The organism is Marinibactrum halimedae (genome assembly GCF_021234875.1).
GTDB classification, from domain to species: domain Bacteria; phylum Pseudomonadota; class Gammaproteobacteria; order Pseudomonadales; family Cellvibrionaceae; genus Marinibactrum; species Marinibactrum halimedae.
Genome location: NZ_JAJQVM010000012.1, coordinates 100507 through 119568 on the forward strand (window position 1 = coordinate 100507; position 19062 = coordinate 119568).

The window sequence follows — 19062 nt, forward strand, 5'->3', positions numbered from 1 at the left end:
GGTATTGCTGCTCCATAGAGGTGTGTATTTAATGAATGTATTGTTGCTTATCCTTAAGTCGCTGAATACGTATGCACGCTATTGTGGAGTGTATTGGGGTCTTTTTACAATCTTTTTCATCTTTTTAGGAAAGGTGTTGGAAAGTGGCCCGTCCAAATTGTTTTAAGTAACCGCTGGAGAGTCAATGAGTGATATCCCAAATTCAATTCATGAAATAACATCTGTCATAACACAGCATTCGTCGTAAGGTTATATTTGCTGTGGAATTATGTTCATGGATCAGCAATAGTGATTGATTCATTGCGCCATATTCATAAAAACAATTTGGATTCGAGTAGGGGGCTTTATGGGCCATCAGCATAGTGAAGAACAGGGTTTTGACAGGCCGCCTTTTAAAAGCAGCTATGTGACCAAGTCATATCATGAGACTACACCGTTTGTTGTGGCTGACGTGGGAGGTACTAATGCCCGCTTTGGGTTGTTGAAGCCGGACGGAACAGGTCGCCCCTTTTCTTATGATGTATCCGATATCAAAACACTGCCTTGCGAGCATTATGGTTCCTTTCAAGACTGTTTTTTGGATTATTTATCAACAGTGACAGCCGTTCGTCCTAGGGCAGGAGCCATTGCCTTAGCAGGCCCTGTCATTGGTGATGAATTTTCTATGACGAACAGGGGGTGGCGTTTTTCGTTAAGTGGCCTTGCCGCAGAAGTGGGATTAGAGCGAGTAGAGGCGATGAACGATTTCGCTGCACAAGCGTACTCGATTTTGACGTTAAAAAAAGATCAGCATACTCAAATTGTAGAAGGTGCTGCGGCTGAAAATGCACCGAAGGTGGTATTAGGGCCAGGTACGGGTTTAGGCGTAGCCGGTTTAACACATCTCAATGATAAGTGGAATGTTTTGCCTGGAGAAGGCGGGCATCTTCGAGCAGCACCCGTTTCTCCTTTAGCGGCAGAGGTGATTGAATACTTAACCTCTCGCTACCAGTACGTCTCTTATGAGCGATTATTGTCTGGCCCTGGGCTTGTTAATATTTATCAGGCATTGCTGGCAATAGAAGGTAACACAGGCCGAGACATAACAACGGCTGCTCAAGTGAGCCAGAATGCAGCGAATGGTGAATCGGCCTTAGCGATGAAAGCCGTACGTTTATTTTCTGAAACGCTCGCTTCATTTGCCGGTGATGTGGCGATGTTGATGGGCGCGCGTGCCGGGGTCTATATTGGCGGCGGTATTTTTCCCAAATTATTACCACAGATAGCGATATCGGAATTTACATCTGCCTTTCGATCAAAGGGGCCGATGTCTCACTATTTAGAGAATATTCCTGTAGAAGTCATTACGGGGGAGTATCTGGCATTACATGGTGCTGGAGCGTGGTTAGAGCAATGTCTGCAATAAAGTAACCGTCATACGTTTTCCTAAGGTTTTACGCAATATTTTCAGTTACTGTTTGAGTTACTGTTTGAGTTACTGTTGTAGTCAGTGTTGTTAACCGTTATTTCTGGTTGTTATTTTTAATAATGGGTCTTTAGGAGAATGCTATGTCTGGTGTGTCTACTCCAGTAACAGCGGAAAATCCCGCTGTGCCTGCTCAGGTTGGGGAGAATAAATATAATTTTGCGTTAGTATCACTCACCACATTATTTTTTATGTGGGGTTTCATAACCAGCTTAAATGATATATTAATTCCCTATTTGCGTAATATCTTTTCTTTGTCTTATACACAGGCGATGATGGTTCAATTTTGTTTTTTCTTTGCCTATTTTGTTTGTTCCATTCCATCTGGGCAACTTGTTAAACAACTCGGTTACCAAAAAGGAATGGTGATCGGTTTACTGGTAGCGGCCTGTGGCTGCTTACTCTTTTTCCCGGCGGCGAGTTTGCAATCCTATCCGGTGTTTTTAGGAGCGCTTTTTGTGTTGGCTTCGGGCATTACTTTATTACAGGTGGCGGCGAATCCTTATGTGACCGTATTAGGTAGCTCACGTACGGCATCCAGCCGGCTTACACTCACTCAAGCATTTAATTCATTAGGTACGACCATTGCACCGTACTTAGGTTCTGCGATGATTTTTGCCGCTGCAGGGGGCGCAGCGGCGTTGGCGGCTAATGGCGCGGATTCGGTTAAATTGCCTTACTTATTATTGGCTGGGATGTTAATTATTTTGGCCGTGTGTTTTTATCTTTTAAAATTACCCAAAATCGATGCCCAGTCTACGGAGGTGTCTGCAAAATTGGATGATTCGGCATGGCGACACCGACATTTAATCTTAGGTGCCGTGGCCATTTTTATGTATGTCGGGGCAGAAGTTGCTATTGGTAGCTTTTTGATTAATTACCTAGGGGAAGAAAAAATCGCCGGATTGTCTGAGCATGAAGCTTCGATTTACGTGTCTTATTATTGGGGCGGTGCAATGATCGGTCGGTTTATTGGTAGCGCGGTTATGCAAAAAATTGCGGCCAATAAAGTACTGACCTTTAACGGCATTATGTCGGCGTTATTGTTGGTAATAACGATGGTCACCGATGGACCGATAGCAATGTGGTCAGTGGTGTTGATTGGTTTGTTTAATTCGGTCATGTTCCCAACGATTTTCAGTTTGGCCTTACAAGGGTTAGGTAAGTCCACAAGCCAAGGTTCCGGGATTCTGTGCATGGCTATTGTTGGTGGGGCATTTATTCCTCTTATTCAAGGTGTAGTGGCAGACCAAATCGGTATTCAGCTGGCCTTTTTTGTACCGATTCTGTGTTATGTATACATCATCTTTTATGGGGTGAAAGGTTACACTCCGACGTCTGTCCCATCCAAATGTATACCTGAGTAAGTTTTAAAAAGGGAGTGAATTTTTGCATTTGTCGATTTTGAATTTATAGGTATACCACTCTAGTTCCAATCCAATAAAAGAGTAGGCTGTACTCAGTGCCTGTATGGCTTACTCTTTCGTTTTCTCACTTATCGCCTCATTTTTTATACCTCGTAATACGGTGTTTGATTTCACCCACCTGTTGATGTCTTTTATATGATCGTATTTTGCTCTATGGCTCTTTTTGGCAGTAAAGGGGAGTCAATGTAGGGTTTTTGGCGCTGTCAAATTTCAAGCGCTAGCTATAGTCACGCAGGGGAGTGCGGATATTAAAGCCCCTTGCAAGATAGATAATGCGAGTGACTGGTTTTACGCTTCTGTTTGGTCTAAACCATAGTGGGGTGGTTGTGTCAAAACCTATTTGGCACAACCTTTGCTGTTATATTAATAACAGTGTTAACGATGACGGTAATATTAAGTGAATGACGAGTTTTTGACATGGCTGATGAAGATCAAGAAGTAGATGCCGAGGGTGGAGGTGGCGGAAAAAAGAAGCTGATTTTATTAATCGTTGTTGGATTGTTACTGATTGTACTGAGTGTGGGCGGCACTATTGCGGTATTAACGATGTTTGAGGACGAGCCGCCGCCGGAAATGGCTGAGGGTGGCGATGAAGGTGCCTCCATGGAGGAACCGTCAGAAGAGAAACTACCAGCACTGTATTATCCTTTAAAACCGTCGATTGTTGTGACATTCAATGCTCGCGGCCGCCAACGATATGGCCAGTTTGATATTACATTGCTGACTCGGAATGATTTAGCGATTAAAGAAATCGAGTTGCATATGTCGCGTATCCGTAACGACTTGGTGATGTTATTCAGCAGTATGGATTATCAAGAGATACAAACGGCGGAAGGGAAAGAGCTTTTACGTCAGCAGGCGTTAAAATCAATTCAAAAAATACTTGAAGAAGAAATGGGTGAGCCCGCTATAGAGCAGGTTTTGTTTACCAATTTGGTGATGCAGTAAACGCAGAGGCAAGCGCGTGCAGGACTTATTATCCCAAGACGAAATTGATGCCTTATTACATGGTGTTGATGACGGTGATATAGAAGTAGAAAGCGATGGTGAACAGGGTGGGGTTAAATCCTATGACCTTACCAGTCAGGATCGAATTGTTCGTGGGCGTATGCCCACCCTGGAAATGATTAATGAGCGTTTCGCTCGGTATACCCGCATCAGCATGTTTAATTTATTGCGTCGAACGGCTGATGTATCTGCAGGCGGGATACAAATTCAAAAATTTGGAGAATACGTTCATACTTTATACGTTCCTACCAGTTTAAATATGGTGAAATTCCGCCCGTTACGAGGGACGGCGCTGATTATTTTAGATGCGAAATTGGTCTTTAAATTAGTCGATAATTTTTTTGGTGGTGATGGGCGCCATGCCAAAATTGAAGGTCGAGAATTTACCCCAACGGAATTACGTGTTGTTCAGATGGTATTAGAGCAGGCCTTTATTGATTTGGCGGAGGCATGGAAGGCCGTATTGCCCATTGAATTTGAATACATTAATTCGGAAGTGAACCCTTCAATGGCCAATATTGTTAGCCCCAGTGAGGTCGTGGTCGTCAGTACGTTTCATATTGAATTGGACGGTGGTGGTGGGGAGCTTCATATTACCATTCCTTATTCCACTGTTGAGCCCATACGGGAAATGCTGGATGCCGGTTTACAGAGTGACAGTGATGAACGTGATGAGCGTTGGGTACATGCTTTGCGTGAAGATGTGATGGGGGCAAAGGTGGATTTAGAATGTGAGGTGGTCTCAAAAGAATTAACATTGCGCGATATTGTTAATTTACGATCTGGGGATGTTCTACCGGTAGATATGCCGCCTTATCATGTTATTACCGCCAATAACGTTCCAATGTTTAAGGCCCAAGTCGGTCAGCATTCTGGTAATTTAGCCTTGCGTATTATTGGGCGAGTAGAACGTCCGAATCTTCAAGAAAAATCTATTTTTGCAGAATATCGAACACAGGCAGAAAATCAAAACGGTGATAATTCAGGAGGTAACAATGATAGAAGATGATGAATTGCCGGGTGAAGAAGATGTAGATCAGGATGCTATGGCGGATGAGTGGGCAGCGGCGATGGCAGAGCAGGAAGAGGTGGATGAAGAAGAGCCGCCTGCTCCGGCAGAGCCCATGGATTTAGACGAATTTGATCAAGATACTGGTGTGCCACAAGCGGCAAAAGACAACCCTGATTTAGATGTTATTCTCGATATTCCTGTCACCATTTCTATGCAGGTGGGAAGTACCTCCATCAGTATTCGAAATTTGTTGCAATTAAATCAGGGTTCCGTCATTGAGTTAGACCGCTTTGCAGGTGAGCCATTAGATGTTCTGGTCAATGGGACATTAATTGCTCATGGTGAAGTAGTGGTCGTTAATGAAAAATTTGGGATTCGCATGACAGATGTGATTAGTCCATCCGAGCGAATTAAACGTTTACGATAAGGCTTTTCCTTTGAAATACCTTCAAAAGTGGTTACATCGATACCAACTCTTAAAAGCATTCATGGCGTTACTGTTTTTTTTCAGCGCCAATCTTTTAGCTTTGCCTGAAAAAGACCAAGCATTGGATTCTCATCCGGCGAATAGCATCACCACATCAGCGGTTGGTAGTGGCTACTCCACTGGTGGTTATATTCCTCAAGTTATAGGAAGTTTACTGTTTATTTTGATGTTAATCGCTGCGCTAGCTTATGCTATGAAGCGGTTTCAAAAATTCAGTAATGTGGGGTCAAATCAGTTACAAGTACTCGAACAATTGCCATTGGGTGTGAAAGAAAAAGTAATATTGATAGAGGCTTGTGGTAAACCCATTTTATTGGGTATTACGGCAAATAATATCAATACTTTACACGTATTCGATGACTCTTCAGATCAAGCACCCCTTGAGAAAGAGGTAGACAATGAATGTGTAGGCAGTAATAAGACAAGCCAGGATAAGCCCGGTGATCATAAAGTACCAGGGAAGACATCACCTGTCTTTGGGCTTTCGGGTATTCAAAGTCAATTTTCTGAAAAACTGGCAACCATTCTTAATCCTTCTTTATCGAGCTCTCATGACAAATCTCAAAGCAATACCAGTCATTCTGCGAACGGTGCCTGTAGTCTAGGTATTAAAGAATGAGAGAAAAGCGGAAGCATAAGGTGAGTGTTGTTCGAGTCTGTATTCGGCTATGTGTTGTGCTTTACTTGATGTTGTTGGCGCAAGGAGTCTACTCTCAATCAGCCAGTTCGGTGAGCAATAACAATGTTGTTGCTAATCCATCGTCTGTTACCCAACCTCAAAATCAGCAAAATACGATAGATGAAGATTTTTTTCCAATTGATGAGTTAGGTGGGCTGAAAGCGGTTACCGTCACAACCAACCCCGATGGGTCGCAGGAATATTCGGTAACTTTGCAAATTTTGGCGTTAATGACAGCGCTGACATTTATTCCTGCCATTATCATGATGATGACCTCTTTTACGCGAATCATCATTGTATTTTCCATTTTGCGTCAAGCATTAGGGCTCCAGCAAACACCCTCTAATCAAATTATGATTGGGTTAGCCTTATTTATGACTTTATTCATTATGTCGCCGGTTCTTGAGAAAATTAACACGGATGCCGTCGAGCCTTATATTAGCGATGAAATGACGTCAGTACAGGCGTTTAACGCAGCTCAAAAACCTCTTCATGAGTTTATGCTTGGGCAAACACGAGAAAATGATTTAAAGTTATTTTTGGATATTGGAGACTATCCACCGCTGAATGCGCCAGAGGATGTTCCATTTGTTGTGTTGGTGCCAGCATTTGTCACCAGCGAATTAAAAACCGCCTTTCAAATTGGCTTTATTATTTTTATTCCTTTTCTTGTGATTGATATTGTCGTTGCATCGGTACTGATGGCTATGGGAATGATGATGTTATCGCCGTTGATTATCTCCCTCCCCTTTAAAATCATGCTGTTTGTATTAGTGGATGGGTGGGGGCTTATCGTTGGTACTTTGGCAGCCAGTTTTGGTGTGTAAATTGAGGATGCCTTATGACTCCTGAAGTGGCGATGGATTTATTTGGAAATGCTTTGTTTTTAACCGTTATTATGGTTACGGTAATTGTGGGACCAAGCTTAGTAGTCGGGTTGGTTGTAAGTATGTTTCAGGCCGCCACGCAAATAAATGAACAAACCTTGAGCTTTCTTCCTCGGCTTATTATTACTTTGGCCACTGTTATGATCGCTGGAGGGTGGTTATTGAATGAGTTAATGAGTTTGTTTACCACGCTTATGACTGATATTCCTAATTTAATTGGTTGATTAAGCATTGTTGTTTTATTGAAAATAGTTGATTAATTGCGAATGGTGGGTCATTTGGGCGCTGTTGTATTATGGTTGAATTAAGTGACCTGGTTATTCAAAACTATGTCAGCCAAATTGTTTGGCCTTTTATTCGTATTGGCTCTTTTTTGATGGCCGTTCCTTTTTTTGGTGCGCGCACTATTTCTCCTCGCTTTCGCATTGCAATTGCCTTTCCATTGGCCATGTCAATCGGAGCGGTCATTCCACCAGTGCCGAATATTTCACCTCTTTCTCTAGAAGGGTTTTCTATCACACTTTCTCAAGTGGTTATTGGTGGTGCTCTGGGTTTTATATTTCAAATATACCTGCAGCTTTTTGTATTGGCGGGGCAAATAATCGCCATGAAAATGGGTTTGGGATTTGCTTCAATGAATGACCCTAGTAATGGTGTGACGGTGACGGTGCTTTCCCAGTTTTATCTCACGTTATCCACTTTATTACTATTAAGTATCAATGGGCATCTGTTGTTAATTGAGATGATTGCATTGAGTTTTACCACCTTTCCTATTGGTTCTGCACAGTTCTTACCGGACGATTATTTTGAAATTATAAAGTTAGCGAGTTGGATGTTTGCGGGTGGGCTTGTTTTATCTTTGCCGGTTGTCACTGCGATTATGATTGTAAATTTGGCATTTGGTGTCATGAGTCGGGCGGCGCCACAAATGAATGTGTTTGCTGTGGGCTTTCCTATTACGTTGGTCTTTGGAATGCTCTTAATGTGGGTAGGGCTCACCAATTTTTTACCTCAATTTTCGGCGTATACCGATGATGCATTCATTTTTGTACGTGAATTAATTTCACCATAAGGTGTTAATATGGCCGAAGATGATAGCAGTCAGGAAAAAACGGAAGAGCCCACGGCCAGGCGGCTGGAAAAAGCCCGAGAAGAAGGTCAAGTTCCCCGATCACGTGAATTAACCACAACCGCTATCTTATTGGCGGGTACCATTGGGCTGTATATATTCAGTGGTTCAATGGGCAGTACGTTATTGGGGATATTGAAGCACAATTTTTCTTTTAGTCGTGAAGTGGCGTTTGACCCTCAACTCATGATTTGGCAATTGGAAGCGGGTATTGCGGAAGGGCTGCTAATGCTGATTCCGTTATTTTCCATCTTATTGATCGTCAGTATCTTGGGGCCCATTGCATTAGGGGGGTGGTTATTCAGCACCAAAGCCATGGCGCCGAAACTGAATCGTATGGACCCTATTGCAGGGTTAAAACGTATGTTTTCAGTGAAGGCTTTGGTAGAACTGGCAAAAGCGTTGGGAAAAGTTCTGATTATTTTGACGGTAGGGTTATTTCTGCTGCAATTCATGCGAGACGATATTCTCAATCTCTCAACAGAATCGATCGAATCTTCCATTATTCATTCCTTAGAATTATCAGGCTGGGCCGCGATTTTATTATCGGCGGTGACAATATTAATAGCCATTGCGGATGTTCCATTTCAAATTTGGGATAACACTCGTAAGTTAAAAATGTCTCGCCAAGACATTAAAGATGAAATGAAAGATTCCGAAGGTAAGCCAGAAGTGAAAAGTCGGATTCGTCAACTACAGAGAGAAATGGCCAATAATCGGATGATGGCCGAAGTTCCAAAAGCAGACGTTATCATTACTAACCCTACGCACTATTCTGTGGCTTTAAAGTATGATCCAGAAGTGATGGCAACCCCCATAATGATTGCAAAAGGCGTTGATTTTAATGCTTTAAAAATCAGAGAAATTGCTAACGCTTACGAGATTGAAATTGTTGAAGCCCCAGTATTGGCAAGGGCGGTTTATCATACCACAGAAATTGATCAAGAAATTCCCTCCGGCTTATACCTTGCTGTGGCTCAAGTTTTAGCTTACGTCTTTCAGCTTAAAAGTTATGCAAAGCAAGGTGGAAAAAAGCCGAAAATGCCGACCGAGTTTCCTGTGCCTGAGGATATGCGGTTTGATGAATAAGGCGTTAATGAAGTATTTTGATCAGGGCTCCCTAGTAATAAACAATCAAAATGATCCAGATCCAACCCAAAGGATCATTGTTTGACCTAATTTTAAATTCAAAAAGATATATTTGGGGTCTCAGGCAATTTGCCTGATGAAATTTTTCTCTTATGAATCTTTCTTTTGATTAATAAAGGTTCATATGGATCAAGCTTTAACCTTAAGCATTGATCAATTATTACTAGGGAGCCCTGGTATTTTGATAATTATTCATAAGTTTATTGTAGAGAGTATCTTGATGTTATGCTTTGATTCATAAAGCCCATCACAACCCTTATTTTGATTGTGATGGCTGTATCAGTTTAGACTGCTAAACTTTTAATCATTTAACTACTCACTCTCTTCAAAATCAAAATTTCTCTCTTCCTCCCGAATTAATGCAATATCCATCACTACTCCCGCACTGGAGACGACTTTTGCTTGCTCCTCTTCCGTTAAATCATTGGGTTGGGCTGCGGCGTAGATGCGCAGTACTGGGATGGGAGATTCGTCACCGGGTAGTTGTGTTATGGCTAGGTGTGAACGTGCAGAGCTTAGGTGGCCAATACCTTCTCGTTGAAATCGTGAGGCAATTTCTTCAATGAGGGTACTGCGGCTTTTCGCATTACGTGGGTTTAGATTTCGTCCGTATTCCTCCATGCTTGACCAACCTTGAATTACTGCCACATTTAAGCCTTTAGCATCGTATTGAAGGGCGAGTTCTCCGGGGCCGGGTACCCAACCAAGCGTCTCGACTTGAAACCCGCGTTGAAATTGTACGAACTTCTCGACCGGTGTGGTTTCTGTACGACGTTGGCCTCGTTTATCTTCGGAAGAGACCGACAAATTCACGGTTTTCACTGGCAACCGATTTTTGGCACTGGATGGCGGTTTTGGGATATTTTCAGGCGCGATTTTGAAAACATTGTCGACAAATGCCATGGCTTGTTCAAACACTTCTCTGTCGTCGATTTTCATCGTTTCTGGTAGCTGATCGGCAGAGCCTCGTTTTACAAAGCGTAACTGAGTTTGTGTGCCGTTGTTTTCATAGTTGAGAATGGAAAAGGCCTCTTTACCGTTGATATCTCCAGCCGTGATTTCGCATTTTGAGGGCAGTATTGAACAATTGCCGGATTTTTTAATGTCTCGAGCGTTTTCAAATACGGTTTCAATAACGTGATCAATATTGAGCGTTTTACTCAGTGGGTCGCCTAATTTAGGTTTTAATAACACTGCAGCCAACTCAGTATTATTTTCGGTAATGGTTTCTGGTAATCCTGCGGAAATTAATCGGCTAAGTGCCGCTTTACTCAATATTTTTTCTTGTCGATCTGCTTCGTTAATTTGTGCCAATGCAGTTTGAGTCAGTAACGACAGCCCGATACCCGTAAGTGCGAATTGTAAAAATGTGTTTTTGATCGTCATAGCGTGTGTCCTTGTATGCAATATGAGTCAATGAAATGAAAAATCAGTCTGCTGAAAAGGCGTTTTCGCCCACAGGGTTGCACCCAGGAATGTAGCGATAGGCGTAGGTATTATTGCTGCTTGGGTCGCTGAAGACGTAGTTGTAACGTTCGTTATTAATGCGATTCAGAGCGTCTGTTCTACCGTTGCCAATGCTGTAGGCTACCGGGCATTGTTCTTGGCAAGTTCCAAACCAATTGAACGGGTCATACCCAGCACAACCAACACGGCTGTTGTACATATTGCTAACCCAGGCGCTTGCCATAGACGTACTGTGTGCGTCTGACACAAAATCACGATAGTCGTTATTGAAGCGAGAGCCGATCCACATAATGCCGTGAAAACCATCCCATTGATGGGCGCGTCGACCATTACTGGGTGAGTCTTCTGGGTCATGCATGGCTTCACGTATACCATCTAAGTTATCGTCATCGGCACTGTAGCAAGACGATAGATGGATAAACTCCAAATCAAAGTCACCAACGTGCATTTCAGACGCATTGCCACCGCCATCCAATGCACAGTGCCCAAGCCAGCGTGTGCGCATTGTGCCGGCCCAATGGTCGCCGCTGTCTGAGCCGTGGGTGGCAATCATCGCGGCATCGGCTTCATCGACCCACAGGTGATCTTCGCAGTTACTATTCCAGTCCGGGTCGCAAAAGCGCTTTAGGGTCATGCTTCCATTCGTGTATTGCCCATCTTTCTGATGGCCGAAGTTGCCCATTCGGTCGTACCAACGATCGACCATGTTGTCCCAGTGAGCAACATCATTGCTACCACAGCCACCTGAACTGGTCGGAACAAAGTCGCTGATGGCAAATACTTTTGCTTCAAGTGCCAGAGTTTGTGATGCTGCTGTGAGCAAGCAAAAGGCACTGGCTATCCCTGTAATGACTCTCAATGTCATAACGTTTTCTCCAAAGCGTATTGATAGGAAAGGTTAGAAATCCTTGAACAGCGTTAACGCGTTCATGGATAGATACAGAGAGAGATGAAAAATAAGGACAAAGAATGTGGGCGTAATTTGATCTTTTCGTAGTTTTTTGTGAGATGCGTCTCATTTTTTGTCGCTTTTATCTACGGTATAAATTCTATGGCAACTTTTTAGGCCATTTTCAGTATATCCCTTTTGTGATAATGCAATACTTCTTGAGCTAAGTGAGGTTGTGAAATTTGGCTTAAGGAAGGTAATGAAACTCAATGGGAATACAATGAGGTATCGACATGGCCAACACTAACGAGTTAAAACTAAATACTTACAGTCCAAGAAATAAGAAAAAATTTGCATTTACCAATTTGCAATGGGCATCGAATGGTGTAGTGGCCAGAAGTGCTCAACCCAACTATGAACATCGCGATGGAAACCATACATTGAGCCCTGTGGATGTCAGTTTTTTACGCTACCAGAGAATTGCAACGGTCATTGGTGCAAATAAATTCCCATTGGATGACGATGGACAAAAGCGACTCAATAATTTGGGAATACAGTATCACCACAGAGGGCTTAAGGATTTTCGTGCGCCAACGGTGGATGTGATCAAAGACGTTGCGAACAAAATTCAAGCCGCAAGAAGTAAAGGCGGCGCGACGCTCGTCTATTGCGGTTTTGGTGCGGGGCGTACGGGTACTTATGTTGCCGGTTGGGCGGTATTACATTATTACATGCCGTTGGGGGCGAATCTTGAAGAGGTATGCACGGAGGCTTTTCTTAAGCAACAATTTGGTGTTGAAACCCCGGCTCAAGTGAATGCCATTCGAGCCGCAGCCAATCTGTCTGTAACGAATACCTCACCTTATAATTCTGGAGCGGCAAACTCCAGCGCTGGCGGTTTTTGGGGCCAGGCGGCTAGCTCAGGTAATGTCAACTTTGCTGCCGGTAGCAGTGGTGCTTCATGGATGCCGCCTCATCTCAAAGGGTCGAATAGAAACGACTTTGCTATGGATGGTTTTGGTATGGATGATTTCCCTATGGATGGTTTTTAGGGTTAAAAAATGGGCCTGCTCGTTATCGATGAAGCATGAGTTTTTGAGTCAATGTTCATAAAATCTGTGTTCATAAAACCCACTTTCATAATGTAGGTGTGATGATGCAGGCCATCTTATATCTGATTATAGAAGCAATTTATAGAAACAACTTATAGAAACACTTTATAGAAACAACGGTATAAACTTTTTCTTCAACATGGATGTTGTCGTGTTCGTTATGTGTGAACCATTAATCACTTTCCATAAAATGGTTGTATTGCAAGATTAGGAAACCTCTCTCTTTTATTAAGGGCTATTGCGGTTTTTTTGATTGGCTTTGGCAATAGTGGCAATGTCTTTTATCCATGCCTGAGTTACTATTTTCAAACCCGATTTCATACCTTCAATAGAGGCGGTTGTGAGTTTTTGTGCAGCAGGTTGAGACAAGAAAGCGGCGTATTTATCCATACTTTTATCATCAAACGACCGGTAAGTATGTACCATGGTGGCGTGAATGAAAGGCTCCATTTGGGCGTTCATTTGAGGCTTCATGGCTTCAATTCTGGCCCGGTATTGAGATGGATCAATGGATGAACTCGGATCTTCCATTGATGAAAAGGCAGTAAACATTGACTCCATGGTGAAAAGTTGAATGTCAACGGCTGTGTCTGTCATGCCGACAGCCTTGTCCAGTTTCTTTGCCAGCTCTACACGCTTTTCATTGCTGAGCAAGGTTTGCAATTGATTGGCGACCGTTTGGGAGGCCTCTATCGTCGAAGCACTGTTTTCTGCTGCTGTTAATCCTTTTCCCAAGTCTGATTGATACCAAGTCAGAAGCGTTTTAATGTCTTCTTTCGACAATGCTTTTTTTAAGGCGGTGTGAGTTTTTTCAATAATAATGGAGGGTAAAATGGCTTGATCCACCGATTTTAGAAGGGCGTCTTTATTCGGGGCATTTTTTTGTGCTAGGCCTTGCTCAAATCCGGCTTTCATGGTCTTGGGCAGTTCATTGATTTGCTCTGTAATACCCGCTACTTCCATTAAGGTATGGATGTCTGATGCGCTATGGACGGATGTTGAGCAACAAAGCAGAATGGTGAAAAAAAGAACATTGAATGTGTGAAAATGCAGTTTCATGGAGTCTCCCAAAATAGACATTGTCATCATAATGGGGGTAAGTGTATTCCACCGTTATGCATAAAGAAATCCCAGCACGCCCTCGTCGTCCTCGACCTATTTATTTTCTCGTTTTCATGTCCTCTTGTGGGGGAGGTGTTGGGCAACAGAATCCCTTTTGGCAGGGTTGGCATCGGGCTTTACCTGTTAACCATTTCGACAAAGTAAAACGATGCACCGCAAATAAGTTGTACATTGCATCTGCCAATACACGTATTAGAGGCCACCGAAGAGGGGCGGTTAGCCACCCTCGTCCTACCCGACTCCATGCTGCATGAGTGACGTCTAACCCTAATAGAATTTTCCCCGATTCATCCATGGCATGTAACTTTGCTAAGGCCGACGCTTTATTTATAGCGGGGTAGTCGAGCGTAAACTGTTCTGAATGAATATCGACCAGATTAATGTCGTTCTTGTGATCTTTCCGTTTCAGGCTGTCCATCTCAATCACACAGAGCGGACATTGGCTGTCATAAAAGAGTATTAAAGGCATAAGCTGAAGTTCAGTACGACGGCTGGCGTTGCGTCTGTCAATTCCGTTAAGTGTTAGCCGTACTATACGCTAACCAACAAAAGGTTGGATTTAGCGCTAAAGTAAAAGAAGTTTTTAGTAAGGCGTCTTTGTCATGTCAACGCTATTCATTTGGAAGGGGTATAAGTGGAAGGGGTACAAATAGAAGGTGACTTAAGGTGTTGGCGTAAGACGCGACTTTAGCCGAATCCTATGGCGCTTTAGTTGACTTTAGTACTTGCTAATACCACCATAATTTCAAGTAATCGATAACCGGGTTGTGATTTAGGCCTTGATGGTGTCGATCCTGTTCTTGGTCAGATTTGTTTATTCATTTGGGTGATTAATATGAGGGTTGCAGTGACTCAATTTCCATTATTACGAAACATTGGTATTCGACTTCTTCTTGGATTGGGGCTAGGGGGGGCGCTCTTCACAGGGCTTAGTGGTTGTGCGGAAGAAAATGTGGTGGTTGAGAAAAAACCACGTCCGATTGCTTGGGTACAAGTTTCCACCTCTGAGATGTCTCAAGTTCGACGAATATCCGGTATTTTACAGGCGGCCGAAAGTGCCCAACTGAGTTTTCAGGTGACGGGTAAAATAAAGTCGGTGCCTGCGCGTTTGGGAGATCAAGTTAAAGCCGGGGATGTGTTAGCTGAGTTGGATGAAAGCAGCTATGAGTTAAACGTGAAAGCGGCGAATGCCCAAGTGCATGAATCAGAAGCAGCGGTTCGTGAAGCCACCAATGAGTTTGAACGGCAGGCCAATTTGTACGAAAAAGGATGGGTGTCAAAAGCACTGTATGACGATGCGGAGACGGCGTTGGAGAGTGCGAAAAGCACCCTTGAAGTGGCTCAGGCTCAGTTAGATTTGGCAAATAAAGATTTACGTGATGCGGTGTTGCGGGCGCCCTACGATGGCACCATTACCGCACGAAACATTGAACCTTCTCAACAAGTGTCAGCAGGGCAATCGTGCTTTGAAATTGAAGGTCAGGGTGGTTTAGAAATTTCTGTGGTGGCGCCGGAAACGATTGTTGGTCAAATGCAATACAGCGATGTATTCAAAGCGTCTTTTCCTGCCATACCTGATTTAACGTTGGATGCTCGAATCACTGAAATCGGTTCCCAAGCCGAAGCGGCAAATGCTTTCCCAATTACCTTGTTTGTGCAAGATTCTCCTGCCATTTTGCGTGCTGGTATGAGTGCAGAAGTGGACTTTACGTACATGGGTACGGGGCGCACCGGCTATACCGGCCCTGCGATTCGTGTACCAATGAGCGCATTAGTTGCCGGAGAGGGGCAGACGTCGTTTGCGTTTGTTTACGATGAATCAACCTCAACGGTCCAACGTCGTGCAGTGCAAACAGAGAATATCATTAATAATGAAATGTTGATTTCGTCTGGTCTGGAAGATGGTGAAATTATTGCCTCGGCAGGGGTTGTGTATTTATACGATGGTCAAGAAGTCACACTGTTAAATCGTGGACCTCGCGTTTTCAATTAATGCCTTACTGTATTTTCTACCATAAAAAGGCATAACTCTAATGACTTTTCCACTTTATTCTGGTGTTTCATGCCAAAGGGGGCACGTGGTATGACCTTGACCACAGTATTTTTTAATTATCGCCGACTGGTATTTATGGTTCTGGCGATTGTATTGTTGTATGGCGTTTCTAGCTATTTTACGCTTCCCGCTCAGGAAGACCCGAAAATTCTGATCCGTGAAGCGTTAGTTATTACGCGTTATCCGGGCTTAAACCCTGAGCGTGTAGAGGAACTTATTACTCGAAAATTGGAACGTGAAATTCGAAAAATACCCGAAATAGAGAGAATTACTTCCAGCTCTACTATCGGACAATCGATTATTCATGTAGAAATTCAAGACCGTTTCACTAATTTAAATGCGATTTGGCAAAACTTGCGCAATAAAGTGAATTCGGCTCAATCGTTGTTGCCAGAAGGAACCGGACGCTCGGTGGTGAATGATGAATTCGGCGAAGTGGCCGTGGTGACTTTGGCGCTTTCAGCAGAAGGGTTCGAAATGGCCGCCATGAATGATATGGCTAAGCATATTCGTGACACTCTGTATACGGTTCCTGGCACCAATAAAATTGATGTGTTTGGGGTGCAGGATGAACGAATTTTTTTAGAAATTTCTAATGCAAAGCTGGCTCAATTAGGCGTGTCGCCGAATCAGTTGCTGAATATATTACAAAATCAAAATATCATTCGTCCTGGTGGAGCGGTAGATACAGGACAACAAAGCTTTGTTATTGAGCCGACGGGTAATTTTGAATCTGTTGACGATATTGCTAACACATTAGTGTCTTTGCCGGGAACGGACGATGTTGTTCCTATTTCCGATATTGTGAATATTCGTCGTGACTACATTGACCCACCGAACGAGTCTTCTTATTTTAATGGTAAAGAATCCATTATTTTCGCCATTTCCATGTTGTCGGGGAATAATTTATTAGAGTATGCGCCTAGAGTAAAAGCCAAAATTGAAGAATTACAGGATACCATTCCTGTGGGCTTTAATTTGGATATTGCTACTTATCAGGCAGATCAAGTAGCGAAGACAGTGTTTGGTGTTTCGACTAACGTAGGGCAAACGTTAGTGATTGTACTTGTGGTTGTTATTCTATTTTTGGGAATGCGAACCGGATTAATTGTTGGCACTATTGTTCCCTGTGTGATGTTGGCAACCTTGGCCATTATGAATATCAGTGGTATGGCGTTGGAGCGGATGAGCTTGGCAACACTCATTATCGCATTAGGCCTGTTGGTGGATAATGGTATTGTGATCGCGGAAGAATTTAAGCGATTACTTGAGATGGGGCGATCTCGAGAAGAGGCCATGGAAGCATGTGGTCGTGAATTGACCGTACCTTTATTGGTGTCATCGTTGACAACCATTCTTGTTTTTCTTCCTTTAATGTTGGCGGAACACGCGGCTGGTGAATACACACGATCGATATCTTTGGTGATATTGATATCGCTGATGACCTCTTGGGTGCTGGCCTTAGGGGTGACACCAACGCTCTGTTATTACTTCCTGAAAATTGATCCGAAAAAAATAGCAAAAAACAGTGACGATTCGAACGATGGCAAACTTACCGTGATGGATCGAATTTACAATGGGTATCGAGTCTTCTTGCATCGCATTTTGTATCATCGAATTTTATTTTTAATGTCAATGTTAGGGCTTTTTCTAGCAACTGGCGTGTTAATGGGTTTTGTTCCTCAGCAATTTTTCCCAGATTCAGATCGTTCTCAAATTCTGGTCTACACAGAACTGCCTTCCAACACCTCTGCTCGAACAACAGACCGCGAAATGCGAAAAGCCTTTTCCTGGCTGGGAGATAAACAGGTGTTTCCTCATATTGAATCGGTATCCGGTTATGTGGGGTACGGTGGGCCACGATTTGTGTTGTCTTTATCACCCGAAGACCCTGCTGAGAATAAAGGTTTTATGGTGGTGAATATCGATGAATTGGAAAACGTTGATACCACAATCGATAAGTTACGAACTGGTTTTTCTGAACAGTTTCCAGAGATGTTTGTGCGTGTTACGCGTATGTTTTTGGGGCCAAGTGATTCCAGTAAATTAGAAGTACAGGTGAAAGGGCCGGATGCGGATGTCATCTACCATAAAGCTCAAGAAATTGCCGCTTTACTGCGAGATGTGCCTGGTACAATTGATGTTCGTACAAATTGGGAAAATCGTATTACTAACGTCATTGTGGACGTTGATCAGCAACGTGCTCGACGTGCGGGTGTGACATCATCAGACATTGCTAACTCTATGCAAGGATATTTTGATGGCACCATGGTGACGGAGTTTAGAGATGGCGGGGATATTATTCCTATCATCATGCGGGCGGAAGAAACAGAAAGAATGAATTTAGATCGTATGCGATCGATGAACGTCTATTCTTCTGCGGAAAACACCAATGTGCCGTTATTTCAGATAGCGGATTTCAAACCTCAAAATCGTTATGCTCGAATAGAAAGGGAAGACATGTTTCGTACAGTGACGGTAGAGGCGAAAAGTTTACTTTATACCGCAGAAGATTTAAAAGCGTTGGTGGATGCAGATATTCAAGCGGCGGGTGAGGATTTACCACTCAATCATCATATTGAATACGACGGTGTGATTGCCGAATCTGCTGATGCTCAAAAAGCGTTATCGGCGTCTGTGCCAATGATTTTAGGTATTATTGTGGTATTACTGGTATGGCAATTTAATTCTTACCGGAAACCCGGCATTATAATCGTGACCATACCACTGGCGTTAATTGGCGCGGTATTGGGTTTATTGGTGACTAACTCTGCATTTGGCTTTATGGTAACTTTAGGGCTGTACTCACTGGCCGGTATTATTATTAATAATGCCATTGTTTTAATTGAGCGTATTGAGCTAGAGATGGAAGCAGGCTTAGAGCCTTACGATGCCATTGTGAATGCGTGCTTAATTCGTTTACGGCCTATTACAATGACAACTATTACAACCGTATTGGGTTTGTTGCCATTAATTCTTGCAAATGATCCTTTATTTTACGGAATGTCTAATGCCATGGCGTTTGGATTGGGTATTGGTACTTTGCTTACATTGGGTGTTGTGCCAGTCTTATACGCTATTTTCTACAAAATTCCTGCTCCGCATCGTTCTGTATAAAAGTTTTAATTATTTTTTATTCAACGATTGAGTGCCACCTTAAGGGCGGCACTTCGGTG

17 protein-coding genes are annotated in these 19062 nt (G+C 43.1%); 13 read left to right on the forward strand and 4 right to left on the reverse strand.

All coding sequences use genetic code 11. The features are described from left to right. Positions 1-346 precede the first annotated feature (346 nt). The 10 genes from glk (at position 347) to flhB (ending at position 9183) form a co-directional block, all read left to right on the forward strand. Positions 347-1405 (forward strand): glucokinase, encoded by a 1059-nt coding sequence (glk, locus tag LU351_RS08955; protein WP_232593729.1) that lies wholly within the window; start codon positions 347-349, stop codon positions 1403-1405. 143 nt (positions 1406-1548) lie between these two features. Continuing rightward, positions 1549-2832: a sugar MFS transporter gene (locus LU351_RS08960; RefSeq protein ID WP_232593730.1), complete on the forward strand. Its 1284-nt coding sequence runs from the start codon at positions 1549-1551 to the stop codon at positions 2830-2832. Between the two features lie 477 nt (positions 2833-3309). Then, a complete protein-coding gene (locus LU351_RS08965) occupies positions 3310-3840 on the forward strand; it encodes a flagellar basal body-associated FliL family protein (RefSeq protein WP_232593731.1) in 531 nt (176 codons plus the stop codon). A 16-nt stretch (positions 3841-3856) separates the two neighbouring features. Next, on the forward strand, positions 3857-4909 hold the full coding sequence (gene fliM / locus LU351_RS08970) for a flagellar motor switch protein FliM (protein WP_232593732.1): 1053 nt from the start codon (positions 3857-3859) through the stop codon (positions 4907-4909). Continuing rightward, on the forward strand, positions 4896-5339 hold the full coding sequence (gene fliN / locus LU351_RS08975; protein WP_269783399.1) for a flagellar motor switch protein FliN: 444 nt from the start codon (positions 4896-4898) through the stop codon (positions 5337-5339). The genes fliM and fliN overlap by 14 nt, the downstream gene beginning before the upstream one ends. A 61-nt stretch (positions 5340-5400) precedes the next feature. Next, positions 5401-6018 (forward strand): flagellar biosynthetic protein FliO, encoded by a 618-nt coding sequence (gene fliO / locus LU351_RS08980; protein WP_232593733.1) that lies wholly within the window; start codon positions 5401-5403, stop codon positions 6016-6018. After that, the gene (gene fliP / locus LU351_RS08985; protein WP_232593734.1) at positions 6015-6905 is read left to right on the forward strand and encodes a flagellar type III secretion system pore protein FliP; all 891 of its coding nucleotides are present in this window, start codon (positions 6015-6017) and stop codon (positions 6903-6905) included. Before fliO ends, fliP begins: the two co-directional genes overlap by 4 nt. Before the next feature lie 14 nt (positions 6906-6919). Further along, positions 6920-7189 carry a flagellar biosynthesis protein FliQ gene (gene fliQ / locus LU351_RS08990; RefSeq protein WP_232593735.1) on the forward strand — a complete coding sequence of 90 codons (270 nt, stop codon included), beginning with the start codon at positions 6920-6922 and terminating at the stop codon, positions 7187-7189. Positions 7190-7260: 71 nt separating this feature from the next. Continuing rightward, positions 7261-8037 carry a flagellar biosynthetic protein FliR gene (fliR, locus tag LU351_RS08995; RefSeq protein ID WP_232593736.1) on the forward strand — a complete coding sequence of 259 codons (777 nt, stop codon included), beginning with the start codon at positions 7261-7263 and terminating at the stop codon, positions 8035-8037. Positions 8038-8046: 9 nt separating this feature from the next. Next, the gene (gene flhB / locus LU351_RS09000; RefSeq protein WP_232593737.1) at positions 8047-9183 is read left to right on the forward strand and encodes a flagellar biosynthesis protein FlhB; all 1137 of its coding nucleotides are present in this window, start codon (positions 8047-8049) and stop codon (positions 9181-9183) included. 372 nt (positions 9184-9555) lie between these two features. Here the strand turns inward: flhB and LU351_RS09005 are convergent, their stop codons facing one another. Together LU351_RS09005 and LU351_RS09010 are read right to left on the reverse strand one after the other, a co-directional pair. Continuing rightward, positions 9556-10629, reverse strand: coding sequence for a hypothetical protein (locus LU351_RS09005; RefSeq protein ID WP_232593738.1), 1074 nt, complete (start codon positions 10627-10629; stop codon positions 9556-9558). Positions 10630-10672: 43 nt separating this feature from the next. Next, positions 10673-11575: a DUF6345 domain-containing protein gene (locus tag LU351_RS09010; protein ID WP_232593739.1), complete on the reverse strand. Its 903-nt coding sequence runs from the start codon at positions 11573-11575 to the stop codon at positions 10673-10675. Between the two features lie 317 nt (positions 11576-11892). Between LU351_RS09010 and LU351_RS09015 the strand changes: the two genes are divergently transcribed. Continuing rightward, a complete protein-coding gene (locus LU351_RS09015) occupies positions 11893-12651 on the forward strand; it encodes a protein-tyrosine phosphatase family protein (protein WP_232593740.1) in 759 nt (252 codons plus the stop codon). 288 nt (positions 12652-12939) lie between these two features. Here the strand turns inward: LU351_RS09015 and LU351_RS09020 are convergent, their stop codons facing one another. Both LU351_RS09020 and LU351_RS09025 read right to left on the reverse strand, forming a co-directional pair. Then, positions 12940-13770: a DUF2059 domain-containing protein gene (locus tag LU351_RS09020; protein ID WP_232593741.1), complete on the reverse strand. Its 831-nt coding sequence runs from the start codon at positions 13768-13770 to the stop codon at positions 12940-12942. 100 nt (positions 13771-13870) lie between these two features. After that, a complete protein-coding gene (locus LU351_RS09025; RefSeq protein WP_232593742.1) occupies positions 13871-14302 on the reverse strand; it encodes a thiol-disulfide oxidoreductase DCC family protein in 432 nt (143 codons plus the stop codon). A 378-nt stretch (positions 14303-14680) separates the two neighbouring features. Here LU351_RS09025 and LU351_RS09030 point away from each other — a divergent pair, with 378 nt between their 5' ends. Then, positions 14681-15826 (forward strand): efflux RND transporter periplasmic adaptor subunit, encoded by a 1146-nt coding sequence (locus tag LU351_RS09030; protein ID WP_232593743.1) that lies wholly within the window; start codon positions 14681-14683, stop codon positions 15824-15826. Between the two features lie 90 nt (positions 15827-15916). After that, positions 15917-19003: an efflux RND transporter permease subunit gene (locus LU351_RS09035; protein WP_232593744.1), complete on the forward strand. Its 3087-nt coding sequence runs from the start codon at positions 15917-15919 to the stop codon at positions 19001-19003. Positions 19004-19062 lie beyond the last annotated feature (59 nt).

Excerpts from the sequence above, each read along its gene's own strand:
- glk (WP_232593729.1), top strand. The coding sequence starts at position 347 with ATGGGCCATCAGCATAGTGAAGAACAGGGTTTTGACAGGCCGCCTTTT.
- LU351_RS08960 (WP_232593730.1), top strand. The coding sequence starts at position 1,549 with ATGTCTGGTGTGTCTACTCCAGTAACAGCGGAAAATCCCGCTGTGCCT.
- LU351_RS08965 (WP_232593731.1), top strand. The coding sequence starts at position 3,310 with ATGGCTGATGAAGATCAAGAAGTAGATGCCGAGGGTGGAGGTGGCGGA.
- fliN (WP_269783399.1), top strand. The coding sequence starts at position 4,896 with ATGATAGAAGATGATGAATTGCCGGGTGAAGAAGATGTAGATCAGGAT.
- fliO (WP_232593733.1), top strand. The coding sequence starts at position 5,401 with ATGGCGTTACTGTTTTTTTTCAGCGCCAATCTTTTAGCTTTGCCTGAA.
- fliP (WP_232593734.1), top strand. The coding sequence starts at position 6,015 with ATGAGAGAAAAGCGGAAGCATAAGGTGAGTGTTGTTCGAGTCTGTATT.
- fliQ (WP_232593735.1), top strand. The coding sequence starts at position 6,920 with ATGACTCCTGAAGTGGCGATGGATTTATTTGGAAATGCTTTGTTTTTA.
- fliR (WP_232593736.1), top strand. The coding sequence starts at position 7,261 with ATGGTTGAATTAAGTGACCTGGTTATTCAAAACTATGTCAGCCAAATT.
- flhB (WP_232593737.1), top strand. The coding sequence starts at position 8,047 with ATGGCCGAAGATGATAGCAGTCAGGAAAAAACGGAAGAGCCCACGGCC.
- LU351_RS09005 (WP_232593738.1), bottom strand. The coding sequence starts at position 10,629 with ATGACGATCAAAAACACATTTTTACAATTCGCACTTACGGGTATCGGG.
- LU351_RS09010 (WP_232593739.1), bottom strand. The coding sequence starts at position 11,575 with ATGACATTGAGAGTCATTACAGGGATAGCCAGTGCCTTTTGCTTGCTC.
- LU351_RS09015 (WP_232593740.1), top strand. The coding sequence starts at position 11,893 with ATGGCCAACACTAACGAGTTAAAACTAAATACTTACAGTCCAAGAAAT.
- LU351_RS09020 (WP_232593741.1), bottom strand. The coding sequence starts at position 13,770 with ATGAAACTGCATTTTCACACATTCAATGTTCTTTTTTTCACCATTCTG.
- LU351_RS09025 (WP_232593742.1), bottom strand. The coding sequence starts at position 14,302 with ATGCCTTTAATACTCTTTTATGACAGCCAATGTCCGCTCTGTGTGATT.
- LU351_RS09035 (WP_232593744.1), top strand. The coding sequence starts at position 15,917 with ATGACCTTGACCACAGTATTTTTTAATTATCGCCGACTGGTATTTATG.